Raw genomic sequence first — 13,320 nt, forward strand, 5'->3', positions numbered from 1 at the left:
CTTTGCCATGCAAGAGTAGGTCACCGCCAGGGGCTTTATCCTTAGAAGGCCTCCCCATCCGGGGAGGCCTTCGTCTTTTTGGCGTTTGCCGCGGCGATCGCCGATCGCCGGCTCACACGGCTCTCCGCCTCGCCCGGCGGCAAGCGCATCGATGTGCATTGCACATGAGCGGGTGATGTACGTCGATCGCCCCATGCACGGCCTGTTGCTACTCTTTGCCGACAGGTTCGTGCGAAGGGAAGTGCCGTGGCGCAACGTTACGTATTGGCGATAGATCAGGGCACGACCAGCTCGCGCGCAATGCTGTTCGATCGAGCCGGTGCCGTGGCCGGCTCGGCGCAACGCGAGTTCCGCCAGATTTTTCCACAGCCGGGCTGGGTGGAGCACGATCCGCAGGAGATCCTGGCCAGCGTGCTGGCGACGGTCGCCGATGTGCTGGCCGCGGCACAAGTCGATGTCGGCGAATTGGCCGGCATCGGCATCACCAACCAGCGTGAAACCACGGTGGTGTGGGATCGGCACACCGGCCTGCCGGTCTACAACGCCATCGTCTGGCAGTCGCGGCAGAGCGTGGCGATCTGCGAGAGGCTGGAGGCGGACGGCTATGCCTCGCTGGTGCGCGAAAAGACCGGGTTGCTGATCGACGCGTACTTTTCAGGCAGCAAGATCCGCTGGGTCCTCGATCATGTCGATGGCGTTCGCGCCCGCGCGGAGCGCGGCGACCTGTTGTTCGGCACGATCGACAGCTGGCTGATCTGGAATCTCAGCGGCGGCAGGCTGCACGTCACCGACGTCAGCAATGCCGCGCGTACGCTGTTGTTCGACATCCATGCGCGCCAGTGGGACGACGAGCTGCTGCGCATGCTGGGTATTCCGCGCAGCATGTTGCCGGAAGTGCGTTCGTGCAGCGAGATCTATGGGCACACTATGGCCTTGCCTGGACTGCCAGCGGGCGTACCGATCAGCGGCGTGGCCGGCGACCAGCAGGCGGCACTGTTCGGCCAGGCCTGTTTCGAGCCCGGCATGGCCAAGAATACCTACGGCACGGGTTGCTTCATGCTGATGCACACCGGAACCCAGGCCGTGCCATCGCGTCACGGACTGTTGACCACGATCGCGTGGGAGCTGGATGGCGTCGTCGAGTACGCACTGGAAGGCAGTATCTTCGTCGCCGGCTCGGTGGTGCAGTGGTTGCGCGATGGCTTGTTGATGCTGCAGCACGCCAGCGATTCGCAGGCCTGTGCGGAGAGCGTGGATTCGAGCGAAGGCGTGTACCTGGTACCGGCTTTCGTCGGGCTGGGTGCGCCGTACTGGCGCAGCGACGTGCGCGGCGCGATGTTCGGGTTGTCGCGCGGCACCCGCAAGGAACACGTGGTGCGCGCCGCACTGGAGTCGATGGCCTACCAGTCGCGCGACGTACTGGCTGCGATGGAGGCGGACGCTGGTATCCAGCTGAAGGAATTGCGTGCGGACGGCGGCGCGATCGCCAACGACTTCATGGCGCAGTTCCAGAGCGATATGCTGGGTGTACCGGTACTGCGCCCGCGAGTCGCCGAGACCACCGCACTGGGCGCGGCTTATCTGGCAGGCCTGGCCGTGGGTTTCTGGGAGAGTCGCGAGCAGATCGCGGCGCTGTGGCAGATGGACCGGTGCTTCCGGCCCGTCATGGAAGAGTCCTGCCGCGAGCGGCTGTACCGCGGCTGGCAGGATGCGGTGAACGCCACCATCGGTTTTCGCGTCGACTGAAAACGGGCGGAGCCCGGATCGTGCCGCGCGAGCTTCGCGATCAAGCTGCGATCAGTCCAGCGCGTAACCGAACTGGTCGAGGAACTCCGCGGCGAATTCGGTGTAACTGAAGCGCTGGTTCTGCGTGCCGGGATGCTCCACCTTCAGCGCGCCCATCAGCGAAGCCATGCGACCGATCGTGGGCCAGTCCTTCTTGCGCATGATGCCGAAGATCAGGCCGGCCCGGTAAGCGTCGCCGCAGCCGGTCGGGTCCACGATCTGGCGCTCGCGCGCCGGCGGGATGTTGTGGGTATCGCTGCCGACGTGGATGAGCGAGCCGCGCGGGCCCTGGGTCACGATGTACGCGGTCACCCTTCCGGCGATTTCGGCGGCGCTCCAGCCGGTGCGGGCCTGCAGCAGCTGCGACTCGTAGTCGTTGACGATCACGTAGGTCGACTTGCCGATCATCGAGCGGAACTCGTCGCCGCTGAACAATGGCATCGCCTGGCCTGGGTCGAAGATGAACGGCACGCCGCGCGTGGCGAATTCTTCGACGTGCTGCAGCATCGCCTCGCGGCCGTCGGGTGCGACGATTGCGAAGTCGATGTGCGGGATGTCGCGCACGTGGTTCTCCTGCGCGCTGGACATCGCGCCGGGGTGGAAGGCAGTGATCTGGTTGTTGTCCAGGTCGGTGGTGATGAAGCACTGCGGGGTGAACTGGTCGTCGAATTCGCGCACGCAGTCGAGCCGGATGCCGCATTGTTCCATGTGCTTGCGGTACGGCCCGAAATCCTGGCCCACGGCGGCCACCGGCAACGGGTCGCCGCCGAGCAGCTTGAGGTTGTAGGCGATGTTGCCGGCGCAGCCGCCGAACTCGCGGCGCATCCGCGGCACCAGGAACGACACATTCAAGATGTGCATCTGGTCGGGCAGGATGTGATTCTTGAACTGGTCCTGGAACACCATGATGGTGTCGTAGGCCAGCGATCCGCAGATGACGGCAGACATGTGTGCGGGAGTCCCCGGGTAAGGTGTGGAAAGACCGCGCTGCCGCGGTCGGCCGAGTGCCGAGCCGGCCGGCTTTCGGCCAAAGGCTGGAATCGTACCGCTATCCGTCCTCGTTGGCGACTTTTTACCGGAGGCTTCAGCTCATTTCGAGACGCAGAAAGTGTGCTTATCGTCGTGTTGTAAAAGGGTTTCTTAACGTTATTATCCTTGCGCATGCGAGCCACGCTGACTAGACTGGCGAGCTTACTTTTTAGCCAGGCCGGACCACGGCGGACTCATGTTCAAGAAGTTTCGCGGGATCTTCTCCAACGACATCTCCATCGACCTCGGCACGGCCAACACGCTGATCTATGTGCGTGGTCAGGGCATCGTGTTGAACGAACCCTCGGTGGTGGCGATTCGCCAGGATCGCGGCCCCGGCGGCCCGCGCACGATCGCGGCGGTCGGCGGCGACGCCAAGCGCATGCTCGGCCGCACGCCGGGCAACATCGCCACCGTGCGGCCGATGAAGGACGGCGTGATCGCCGACTTCACCATGACCGAGGCGATGCTGCAGCACTTCATCAAGCAGGTGCACAAGTCGCGCTTCCTGCGCCCGAGCCCGCGCGTGCTGGTCTGCGTGCCGTGCGGTTCGACCCAGGTCGAGCGTCGCGCGATCAAGGAATCGGCCGAAGGCGCCGGTGCGCGCGACGTGTTCCTGATCGAGGAGCCGATGGCCGCGGCGATCGGCGCCGGCATTCCGGTGCACGAGGCACGCGGCGCGATGGTGCTGGACATCGGCGGCGGCACCTCGGAAGTGGCGGTGATCTCGCTCAACGGCATCGTCTACTCGCAGTCGGTGCGCGTCGGTGGCGACCGCTTCGACGAGGCGATCATCAACTACGTGCGGCGCAACCACGGCACCCTGATCGGCGAATCCACCGCCGAGCGGATCAAGCTGCAGATCGGCTGCGCGTTCCCGCAGGGCGAGGTCAAGGAGATCGAGATCTCCGGGCGCAACCTCGCTGAGGGCGTGCCGCGCATGTTCACGATCAACTCCAACGAGATCCTCGAAGCGCTGCACGAGCCGCTCGCCGGCATCGTGGCGGCGGTCAAGTCGGCGCTGGAGCAGACTCCGCCGGAACTGTGTTCCGACGTCGCCGAGCGCGGTATCGTGCTCACCGGCGGCGGCGCGTTGCTGCGCGACCTGGACCGCCTGATCTCCGAGGAGACCGGCCTGCACGTGCAGGTGGCGGACGACCCGCTCACCTGCGTGGCGCGTGGCGGCGGCAAGGCGCTGGAGCTGATCGATCAGCACGGCAGCGACTTCTTCGCACCCGAATAAGCCGAGAGCCTGCTCGTGGCCTTCGAGTGCCCCGCGTTGCCATTGAGTGGCCGTCAGGTGGCAGAGCGTGGCGCGGGCCTGGCTGGCTGGCAGGCCAAGCTGTGCGCCGCCGCATGGCGGCCACTCAATAGCAACCCGCGGGGCCGGGTCTGTTTGCGCGCATGCCGGCGTCATCACTCGGTCGTGGACGGACGTCCACTCCTTCGTTCTTCCTTGGCCTGCGCGCAAACAGCTCCCGGCGCGAGGCACTCGAAGACCATGAGCAGGCTCTAGCCATGGCGCGCACGCGCGATGAGTCCTCGCCGCTGTTCGCCGGCAATGCTGCCGGCACGCTGCGGCTGATCGTCTATCTCGCGCTGGCCGTGGTGCTGATGGTGCTCGACCATCGCAACGGATGGCTGTGGCGTCTGCGCTACACGGCGGCGGCCGTGGTCGAGCCGGTGTACCGGCTGGCCGGGCTGCCGGCGGTGGGCGTGCGCACCATGAGCGTGGCCTTTGCCGACCGCCAGCGGCTGACCGAGCAGAACCAGCGCCTGCGCGAGGACCTGCTGCTGGCCAACGCCAAGTTGAACCGGATGGCGGCCGTCGCCGAACAGAACCAGCGCCTGAAGGAATTGCTCGACACCCAGCACAGCCTCGAGCTGAACGTGCAGCTTGCGCGCGTGATCGGCGTGGACCTGGGCGCCTACCGCTACCAGCTCACCCTGAACATGGGGGCGCGCGACGGGGTCAGGCCGGGCCAGCCGGTGATCGACGCGCATGGCGTGATGGGCCAGGTGAAGGAGGTGCTGCCGACCACCTCGGTGGTGATGCTGATCACCGATCCGGCGCATGCGATCCCGGTGGTGATCGAGCGTACCGGCCTGCGCACCGTGGCCTATGGTTCGCGCGACGGCGACCAGCTCGCCCTTCCGGACATTCCGCTGGCGGCCGACGTGCGTGCGGGCGACAAGCTGCTCACCTCGGGCCTCGGCGGACGCTTCCCGCCGGGCTTTCCGGTCGGCGAGGTGCGCTCGGTGGCGCCGGCGGCGACCGGCATGTTCCTGGTGGCGATGGCGCAGCCGTCGGCCGACCTCGACCGCAGCGAGGACGTGCTGCTGCTGCACGACCAGGCCGAGCCGGACGGACCTCCCGCGCCGGTGACGCCGATGGGGCCGCCGAGCGATCTCGCGCCGACGGGCGCAGCCTCGGCCGCCCCGCCGGCAACCAGCGGGGCGCTGCGATGAACAAGCAGCGCCTGAGCCTGTGGTGGTTCGTCGGCACGCTGGTGTTCGCGCTGCTGTCGATGCTGGTGCCGTTGCCCGGCGTGCTGGAGCCGTTCAAGCCGTACTGGCCGGCGCTGTTCCTGCTGTACTGGTCGCTGGAATCGGAGGATCGGGTCACCCTGGGGCTGGCCTTCATAGTGGGCCTGGTGGCGGATCTGCTCAACGGCATGGTGCTGGGCGAGCAGGCCCTGCGTCTGTGCGCGCTGGTCTTCATCGCGCTGCGTTTTCGCTCGCGGCTGCGCTTTTTCCCGATGTGGCAGCAGGCACTGGCGGTGCTGGCGCTGCTGCTGAACGACCGCATCCTGCTGCTGATCGTACGCATGCTGGCCGGTGCGTCGCTGCCGCCGGCGAGCTGGTGGATCTCGCCGTTCGTCGGCGCCGCGCTGTGGCCGTTCCTGTTCCTGTTGCTCGACGACTTGCGCGCGCGTCTGCGGATTCAATGAGACATGAACCAGTGACATGAAGCTCCGGCGTTCGATCAAGGATCCCCACGGCGAAAGCCTCCTGTTCCGGCGCCGCGCGCTGGCCGGCTTCGTGCTGATCGTGCTGTGCCTGTGCCTGTTGCTGAGCCGCTTCGTGTTCCTGCAGGTGATGCGTCACGACGAGTTCGTCACCCGCTCGCAGGCCAACCGGGTCAAGCCGCGCGCGATCCCGCCGGCACGCGGGCTGATCTACGACCGCAACGGCGTGCTGCTGGCCGACAACGTGCCGGCGTTCCGGCTGGAAGTGGTGCCGGAGCAGATCAAGGACATGCCGGCGCTGCTGGCGCAGCTGGGCCAGGTGGTGCCGCTGGATCGGGACGACCTGGACGCGTTTCGCAAGCAGCTCAAGCAGAGCCGGCGCTTCGAGAGCGTGCCGTTGAAGATGCACCTGACCGAGGACGAGATCGCGCGCTTCGCGGTGAACCGCTGGCGCTTTCCCGGCGTGGACGTGGTGCCCTACCTGACCCGGCGCTACCCGCTGGGCGGGATGTTCGCGCACGTGGTGGGCTACGTCGGGCGCATCGATGCGGACGATCTGGAGCGGCTCGACCCCAAGCGCTACCAGGGCACCAGCCACGTCGGCCGCAGCGGCGTCGAGCGTTCCTACGAAAATATCCTGCATGGCACGCCGGGTTACGAACTGCTGGAGGTGAATGCCGACGGGCGCACCCAGCGCGTGCTGGAAACGCATGCGCCGACGCCGGGCAAGAACCTGTATCTGAGCCTTGACGTGCGCCTGCAGAAGGCCGCCGAGGCGGCGTTCGACGGCCGTCCCGGTGCGGCCGTGGCGATCGACCCGCGCAACGGCCAGGTGCTGGCGATGGTCAGCGTGCCCACGTTCGACCCCAACCTGTTCGTCAACGGCATCAGCCAGGCCGACTACAGCACGCTGACCAACGATCCCGACAAGCCGCTGTACAACCGCGCACTGCGCGGCGTGTATCCGCCCGGTTCCACGGTGAAGCCGCTGGTCGGCCTGGCCGGACTGGAGACCGGCATGCGCACGCCGCAGGACAGCGTGGTTTCCACCGGCGTGTTCTACATTCCGGGGCAGCAGCGCGGCTATCGCGACGACCAGCGCGGCGGCGTGGGGCGGGTCGACCTGGTCGGCGCGATCGAGCAGTCGGTGAACACCTATTTCTACAAGCTTGCGCTGGACATGGGCATCGACCGGTTCAGCGAGTACATGGGCAAGTTCGGTTTCGGCCGGCCGACCGGGATCGACCTGATCGGCGAATCGTCCGGCGTGCTGCCCTCGCGCGAGTGGAAGGCGGCGAACTACAAGCAGCCGTGGTATCCGGGCGAGACGGTGATCGCCGGCATCGGCCAGGGATTCTGGGCGGTGACGCCGCTGCAGCTGAGCCATGCGATCGCCACCTTCGCCGGGCATGGCGTGCCGTATGCGCCGCGCCTGGTGATGGCCACCCAGGGCGGCGTCAACGCGAAGCCGCAGCCGTTGGCCAATCCGCCGAGCGGGCCCTCGGTGATCCGCAACCCGGCCGACTGGGACGTGGTGAACCAGGGCATGCAGCAGGTGATCTACGGCGCCAAGGGCACCGGTCGCCAGCTTGGCATCGGCTTTCCGTATCTGATGGCCGGCAAGAGCGGCACCGCCGAGCGCTTCTCACGCCGTTCCGAGGCCTACGACACGAACCGCAGCACGGAGTACCTGGCCACCCGCCATCGCGCCTGGTTCGTTGCCTACGCGCCGGCCGACAACCCGCAGATCGCGGTGGCGGCGATCCTGGAATCCGGCGCCTGGGGCGCCTCGGCGGCCGGACCGATCGTGCGCACGATCCTCGATACCTGGCTGGCCGGGCACGATGGCGTGATCGCGGACGCGAAGCGCCTGCCGGTGTCGGCCGCGCCGTTGCCGCCGGCCGCGAGCATGCCGCCCGATGCCGGCGCGGAAGACGTCGAGCCGGTCGAAGACCTGCCGGCGCAGGCCACGACGACGGGAGGTACGCCATGATCGAGGCGCTGTACGCGCGTGCGCGCCGCTTCCTGCGCCGCATCCTTACCCGGCCGCGGATCGACCTGCCGCTGGCGTTCGGCCTGTTCGTGCTGGCGTTGACCGGACTGGCCACGCTGTACAGCGCGGGCGACGGCAGCCTGGCGCTGGTCGGCGGCCAGGCTGGCCGCTTCATGCTGGGCGGCGCACTGCTGCTGCTGGTATCGCGCATCCCGCCGGCGGTGCTGCGCGGCTGGACGCCCTGGCTGTACGCCGGCAGCACCGCGCTGCTGGTGGTGGTGGCGATCCTGGGCGAGGGGCGCGGTTCGATCCGCTGGCTGGACCTGGGCGTGATGCGCTTCCAGCCGTCCGAACTGCTCAAGCTGACCATGCCGATGATGGTGGCCTGGTACCTGCACCCGCGCCAGCTGCCGCCGAGCTGGAAGGACATCGCGGTGGTCGGCGTGCTGATCGCGATCCCGGCCGGCCTGATCGCCGAGCAGCCGGACCTGGGCACCGCCGTGCTGGTGGCCACGGCCGGCGCGTTCGCGCTGTTCCTGTCCGGCATGGCGTGGTGGCGCATCGGCCTGCTGGTCGGCGCGGTCGCCGGCATGGTCCCGGTCGGCTGGCATTTCCTGCACCAGTACCAGCGCGACCGCGTGCTGACCCTGCTCAATCCCGAGTCCGATCCGCTCGGCAACGGCTGGCACATCATCCAGTCGCAGATCGCGGTGGGCTCCGGCGGCATCTTCGGCAAGGGCTGGCAGCACAGCACGCAGTCGCGGCTGGATTTCCTGCCCGAGCACACCACCGACTTCATCTTCGCGGTGTTCTCCGAGGAGTTCGGCCTGGTCGGCGTGGCCGCGCTGATCGCGCTGTACGCGTTCATCATCGGCCGCTGCCTGTGGATCGCGATGGATGCGCGCGACACCTATTCGCGCCTGCTCGCCGGCGCGATCGGCATGAGCTTCTTCGTCTACGTGTTCGTCAACGGCGGCATGGTCGCCGGCATGCTGCCGGTGGTCGGCGTGCCGCTGCCGCTGATCAGCTACGGCGGTACGTCGGCGGTGTCGCTGCTGACCGGTTTCGGCGTGCTGATGTCGATCCACGCCAATCGCAAGATGCACATCTGAACATGGCCGGCGCATCGGCATCACGGTGCCCGAGGTTGCGCACGCGTGCGTGTTAGGCTTTCGACGACATCGTTATTCTGTGAGCGAAGCCACAACATGACAGCCACGCCTGCGCCGCACCCGGCCCGTTTCCTCGCCATCCCGAGCCTGCTGTGCATCGGCCTGCTGTGGATGGGCGCGCTGACCCCGGCCCTGGCGGCGACCCACCCTGGCCAGGCCGAACTGGTACGCGAGGTGGCGCGCGAGACCGGCAAGAGCCCGCAGGCGCTGAACGCGCTGCTCGACGGCGCGAAGATGCAGCAGAGCATTCTCGATGCGATCAGCCGCCCGGCCGAGGCGAAGCCGTGGAAGGATTACCGGCCGATCTTCCTGACCGACCAGCGCGTCGACGACGGCGTCGCGTTCTATCGCGAGCACCGCGCGCTGCTGGAGCAGATAGGCAGGCAGTACGGCGTGGCGCCGCAGTACATCGTGGCGATCGTCGGCGTGGAGACCAGCTACGGCCGCAACACCGGCAAGTACAAGGTGCTCGACGCCCTGGTCACGCTGGGCCTGTACTACCCGCCGCGGGCGAAGTTCTTCCGCGAGCAGCTGAAGGAATTGCTGAGCATGCCGAGCAACCACCTGGCCGGGCCGATCGACACGCTCACCGGCTCGTACGCCGGCGCCCAGGGCTGGGGCCAGTTCATGCCCACCAGCATCCGCGATTTCGCGGTGGACGCGGACCAGGATGGCCATATCGACCTGCAGAACTCGCTGCCGGACATCTTCGCCAGCGTGGCGAACTACTTCGTGCAGCACGGCTGGGTCAGCGGCGGTCCGGTGGCGGCGCGGGCGCAGCCGGACGGCGCGGCGCAGCAGGTCGCGGTGAAGGACGCCACGCCGCAATGGCCGCTGGAGCAGTTCGAAGCCTGGGGCTACGCGCCGCTGCAGCCGCTGTCGCCGGCCGAACCCACCAGCCTGCAGACGCTGGAAGGGCCGAACGGGCCGGAATACTGGTTTACCTTCCAGAACTTCTACGTGATCACCCGCTACAACCGCAGCCCGCTGTACGCGATGGCGGTCGACCAGCTGGCGCAGGCGATTGCCGCCGGCGTGGGCCAGGCGGAAGTCGCACGATGAGGGCGGCGCGTGCGGCGACAGCGCTGGTGGCGGTCCTGCTGCTGGCCGGTTGCGGCAGCCACCGGACGAAACCCTCGCAGGGCGGCGGCAGCCGGCAGGATCATGCGCGGGGCCAGGCCTCCGCCGGCGGCAGCGACCGTTTTCGCGACGACCTCAGCAAGCCGCAGGGCAGCCGCTATCGCGATGGCGAGGACAGCGTGCCGCCGCCGCTCGACGTCAGCAAGCTGGTCGAGCCGGTGCCGAAGGCGGAGCCGCGTTCGCTGTACGGCAACAAGTCGCCCTACACCGTGCGCGGGCAGACCTATCGCGTGCTGCCCAGCGCGCGAGGCTACGACGAACGCGGCATCGCCTCGTTCTACGGCAACAAGTTCCACGGCTACAAGACCTCCAGCCTGGAGACCTACGACATGTACGCGTTCAGCGCGGCCAGCACCACGTTGCCGCTGCCCAGTTACGCGCGCGTCACCAACCTGGAGAACGGCAAGAGCGTGATCGTGCGGGTCAACGATCGCGGCCCGTTCCACGACAACCGGCTGATCGACCTGTCCTACGCCGCCGCGGTGAAGATCGGCATCTGGCCCAAGGGCACCGGTTTGGTCGAGGTGCGCGGGATCGACCCCGGGCAGCCGCTGCAGGAACTGCCGCCGCCGACCGTGGTCACAAGCGGACACCCCGGGATCTACCTGCAGGTGGGCGCGTTCGCCGACGCGGACAACGCCGACCGGCTGGCCCAGCGCCTGCGCCGGGCCAACCTCGGAGCGGTGCAGGTGAGCGAGGCCATGATCAACGGCCAGCGGGTCCGCCGCGTGCGGATCGGGCCGCTGGCCAGCGTGGATCGCGCCGACCAGGTCACTGCCCGGATCGAGGGCATGGGTCTGCCGCGGCCCCAGGTCGCGGTAGACTGAGCAGGATTTGCGCAGCTTTTTCCCATCATGTCGGCACCTGTCGCGCCGATATCCAGAAACCGGACTGAACAACACGATGAATTTTTTCCGCCGCACCCTGATCCCGTTCGCCGCCGTCCTGCTGGTCGGTGTTGCCGTTGCCCAGACGCCGCCGCGCCCGTCGCCGGTCCCGCGTCCGGTGGTGCCGGACGCGCCGGTGCCGCCGCCGCCGGACGTCGACGGCAAGAGCTGGGTGCTGATGGATTACGCCACCGGGCAGATCCTCGCCAGCAAGGAACCGGACCTGCGGGTGGAGCCGGCCTCGATCACCAAGGTGATGACCGACTACGTGGTCTCGGCCGAGGTCGCCAACGGCAAGGTGCACATGACCGACCCGGTCACCATCAGCGAGAACGCCTGGCGCGGCGGCGGCGCCGGCACCGACGGTTCCACCAGCTTCCTCAAGCTGAACAGCCAGGTGCCGCTGAAGGACCTGCTGTACGGCATGATCATCCAGTCCGGCAACGACGCCGCGATCGCGCTGGCTGAGCACACCGCCGGTTCCGAGCAGGCCTTCGCTGGCCTGATGAACGCCTACGCCAAGCAGCTCGGCATGGTCAACTCGAACTTCCAGAACGCCTCCGGCTACCCGATCGCGGACCACTACACCACCGCGCACGACATCGCGATCCTGTCGCGCGCGCTGATCCACGATTTTCCGGATGACTATGCGATCTCCGCGATCAAGGAGTTCGAGTGGAACGGGATCAAGCAGCACAACCGCAACACCCTGCTGTGGCGCGACCCCAGCGTGGACGGCATCAAGACCGGCCACACCTCCGGCGCCGGCTACTGCCTGGCCGCCTCGGCCAAGCAGGGCGAGTCGCGCATGATCGCGATCGTGATGGGCGCCAGCAGCGAGAAGGCGCGCGCCGATTCGGCAATGGCCCTGCTCAACTACGGCTTCCGCTTCTACGAGACGCACAAGCTGTACGACGCCAGCAAGCCGCTGGCCACGCCGCGGTTGTGGAAGGGCGCGACGAACCAGTTGTCGCTGGGCGTCGCCGACAACGTGCTGGTCACCGTCAAGCGCGGCCAGTACGACCAGCTCAAGGCGACCATGGACATTCCCGCCACGCTGATCGCGCCGTTCACCAAGGGCCAGCAGATCGGCATGCTGCGCATCACCCTGGATGGCAAGCCGGTGCAGAGCGTGCCGCTGGTGGTACTGGCCGACGCGCCGCAGGGCGGCTTCTTCTCGCGCCTGTGGGACAGCATCCTGCTGTGGTTCCACAGCGACAAGAAGGCCGAGGCAGCCGCGCCGGCCAAGAGTGCGGACGCGAAGTAATGCAACCGATCGACTTCAGCAAGGCGAAGCAGGAAGGCAAGGGCTTCCAGTTTCCCGGCGAGTTCGAGATCACCGCGGTCGGCAGCGCCAGCGCAAACCTGCCGACCCACGTGCCGCAGCTGCTGGAGCGCGCCGGCCTGCACGTGCTGCACGAGAGCGTGCGGCACCGGCACTCCGGCGCCGGCAACTTCGTCTCGGTCACGGTGAGCTTCCGCTGCGACAGCCGCGAGCAGTACGAGGCGGCGCACCACGCGCTGCGCGCCGATCCGGATATCCGGTACACGATGTGAAGTGCAGGGAACAGGGCGCGGGGAAAGAGGTAGCCACGCCCGTTTCGCCTGGGTGCCATTGATCACCTGCGAAGCACCCCAACGTTCCCTGTTCCCCGTTCCCCAAGGTCTGCTGTCATGTCGTTGCCGCTGAAAATCCGCCGTCTCGGTCGCCAGCCGTACGCGGCCACCTGGGAGGCGATGAGCGCGTTCACCGACAACCGCACCGCCGACACCGCCGACGAGCTGTGGTTGCTGGAACACGACCCGGTGTTCACCCTGGGCCAGGCCGGCAAGATGGAGCACGTGCTGGCGCCGGGCGATATTCCGGTGGTGCCGGTCGACCGCGGCGGCCAGGTGACCTACCACGGTCCCGGCCAGATCGTCGGCTACCCGCTGATCGACCTGCGCCGGGTCGGCGTCGGCGTGCGCGAACTGGTCAACAAGATCGAGCAGTCGCTGATCGATACGCTGGCGCATTGGAACGTGGTCGCCGTGCGGCGCGAAGGCGCGCCCGGCGTCTACGTGGCCGACGCCAAGATCGCCGCGCTCGGGTTGCGCGTGCGCCGCGGCTGCAGCTTCCACGGGCTGGCCTTCAACGTGGCCATGGACCTGGAGCCGTTTCACCGCATCAACCCCTGCGGTTACAAGGGTTTGGCAGTCACGCAGCTGCTAGACTTGGGCGGTCCGTCGCAGTTGGCCACGGTCGAGGACGTGCTGGTGGAGGAGTTCTGCCGCCAGTTCGGCTTTGTCGCCGAGCCCGCTGCCCCCGTTTTACCCGAACTCCCCGCTCGCGCAGCGGTCTGAGC

The 13,320-nt window shown here is 67.7% G+C and carries 12 protein-coding genes; 11 read left to right on the forward strand and 1 reads right to left on the reverse strand.

Going from position 1 to position 13,320, the window contains the following annotated elements:
• Positions 1–246: 246 nt before the first annotated feature.
• Positions 247–1,746: a glycerol kinase GlpK gene (glpK, locus tag KK131_RS16660; protein WP_214557882.1), complete on the forward strand. Its 1,500-nt coding sequence runs from the start codon at positions 247–249 to the stop codon at positions 1,744–1,746.
• A gap of 51 nt (positions 1,747–1,797) precedes the next feature.
• Here the strand turns inward: glpK and KK131_RS16665 are convergent, their stop codons facing one another.
• Complete coding sequence (locus KK131_RS16665) at positions 1,798–2,733, reverse strand: carbohydrate kinase family protein (RefSeq protein WP_214557884.1); 936 nt, start codon at positions 2,731–2,733, stop codon at positions 1,798–1,800.
• Positions 2,734–3,010: 277 nt separating this feature from the next.
• Here KK131_RS16665 and KK131_RS16670 point away from each other — a divergent pair, with 277 nt between their 5' ends.
• The 10 genes from KK131_RS16670 to lipB all read left to right on the forward strand — a co-directional run bounded on the left by KK131_RS16670 (position 3,011) and on the right by lipB (position 13,318).
• Positions 3,011–4,057 carry a rod shape-determining protein gene (locus tag KK131_RS16670; protein ID WP_214557886.1) on the forward strand — a complete coding sequence of 349 codons (1,047 nt, stop codon included), beginning with the start codon at positions 3,011–3,013 and terminating at the stop codon, positions 4,055–4,057.
• 275 nt (positions 4,058–4,332) lie between these two features.
• Entirely contained in the window at positions 4,333–5,283 is a 951-nt protein-coding gene (gene mreC / locus KK131_RS16675) for a rod shape-determining protein MreC (RefSeq protein WP_214557887.1), read from the forward strand.
• Positions 5,280–5,765, forward strand: coding sequence for a rod shape-determining protein MreD (gene mreD, locus KK131_RS16680; RefSeq protein ID WP_214557889.1), 486 nt, complete (start codon positions 5,280–5,282; stop codon positions 5,763–5,765). Before mreC ends, mreD begins: the two co-directional genes overlap by 4 nt.
• Before the next feature lie 16 nt (positions 5,766–5,781).
• On the forward strand, positions 5,782–7,776 hold the full coding sequence (mrdA, locus tag KK131_RS16685; protein ID WP_214557891.1) for a penicillin-binding protein 2: 1,995 nt from the start codon (positions 5,782–5,784) through the stop codon (positions 7,774–7,776).
• Complete coding sequence (gene rodA / locus KK131_RS16690; RefSeq protein ID WP_214557893.1) at positions 7,773–8,888, forward strand: rod shape-determining protein RodA; 1,116 nt, start codon at positions 7,773–7,775, stop codon at positions 8,886–8,888. The genes mrdA and rodA overlap by 4 nt, the downstream gene beginning before the upstream one ends.
• A gap of 96 nt (positions 8,889–8,984) precedes the next feature.
• Positions 8,985–10,010 carry a lytic murein transglycosylase B gene (mltB, locus tag KK131_RS16695; RefSeq protein ID WP_214557895.1) on the forward strand — a complete coding sequence of 342 codons (1,026 nt, stop codon included), beginning with the start codon at positions 8,985–8,987 and terminating at the stop codon, positions 10,008–10,010.
• The gene (locus KK131_RS16700) at positions 10,007–10,915 is read left to right on the forward strand and encodes a septal ring lytic transglycosylase RlpA family protein (RefSeq protein WP_214557897.1); all 909 of its coding nucleotides are present in this window, start codon (positions 10,007–10,009) and stop codon (positions 10,913–10,915) included. Before mltB ends, KK131_RS16700 begins: the two co-directional genes overlap by 4 nt.
• A 76-nt stretch (positions 10,916–10,991) precedes the next feature.
• A complete protein-coding gene (locus tag KK131_RS16705) occupies positions 10,992–12,242 on the forward strand; it encodes a D-alanyl-D-alanine carboxypeptidase family protein (RefSeq protein ID WP_214557899.1) in 1,251 nt (416 codons plus the stop codon).
• The gene (locus KK131_RS16710; RefSeq protein ID WP_214557900.1) at positions 12,242–12,532 is read left to right on the forward strand and encodes a DUF493 family protein; all 291 of its coding nucleotides are present in this window, start codon (positions 12,242–12,244) and stop codon (positions 12,530–12,532) included. The genes KK131_RS16705 and KK131_RS16710 overlap by 1 nt, the downstream gene beginning before the upstream one ends.
• 117 nt (positions 12,533–12,649) lie before the next feature.
• Positions 12,650–13,318: a lipoyl(octanoyl) transferase LipB gene (gene lipB, locus KK131_RS16715; protein WP_214557901.1), complete on the forward strand. Its 669-nt coding sequence runs from the start codon at positions 12,650–12,652 to the stop codon at positions 13,316–13,318.
• Positions 13,319–13,320: the final 2 nt, after the last annotated feature.

It is taken from the genome of Rhodanobacter sp. LX-99 (genome assembly GCF_018599185.1).
Taxonomy (GTDB): Bacteria; Pseudomonadota; Gammaproteobacteria; order Xanthomonadales; family Rhodanobacteraceae; genus Rhodanobacter.

Bases quoted from the DNA above. Each gene is read 5' to 3' on its own strand.
- KK131_RS16665 (WP_214557884.1), bottom strand. From the start codon at position 2,733: ATGTCTGCCGTCATCTGCGGATCGCTGGCCTACGACACCATCATGGTG.
- KK131_RS16670 (WP_214557886.1), top strand. From the start codon at position 3,011: ATGTTCAAGAAGTTTCGCGGGATCTTCTCCAACGACATCTCCATCGAC.
- mreC (WP_214557887.1), top strand. From the start codon at position 4,333: ATGGCGCGCACGCGCGATGAGTCCTCGCCGCTGTTCGCCGGCAATGCT.
- mreD (WP_214557889.1), top strand. From the start codon at position 5,280: ATGAACAAGCAGCGCCTGAGCCTGTGGTGGTTCGTCGGCACGCTGGTG.
- mrdA (WP_214557891.1), top strand. From the start codon at position 5,782: ATGAAGCTCCGGCGTTCGATCAAGGATCCCCACGGCGAAAGCCTCCTG.
- rodA (WP_214557893.1), top strand. From the start codon at position 7,773: ATGATCGAGGCGCTGTACGCGCGTGCGCGCCGCTTCCTGCGCCGCATC.
- mltB (WP_214557895.1), top strand. From the start codon at position 8,985: ATGACAGCCACGCCTGCGCCGCACCCGGCCCGTTTCCTCGCCATCCCG.
- KK131_RS16700 (WP_214557897.1), top strand. From the start codon at position 10,007: ATGAGGGCGGCGCGTGCGGCGACAGCGCTGGTGGCGGTCCTGCTGCTG.
- KK131_RS16705 (WP_214557899.1), top strand. From the start codon at position 10,992: ATGAATTTTTTCCGCCGCACCCTGATCCCGTTCGCCGCCGTCCTGCTG.
- KK131_RS16710 (WP_214557900.1), top strand. From the start codon at position 12,242: ATGCAACCGATCGACTTCAGCAAGGCGAAGCAGGAAGGCAAGGGCTTC.
- lipB (WP_214557901.1), top strand. From the start codon at position 12,650: ATGTCGTTGCCGCTGAAAATCCGCCGTCTCGGTCGCCAGCCGTACGCG.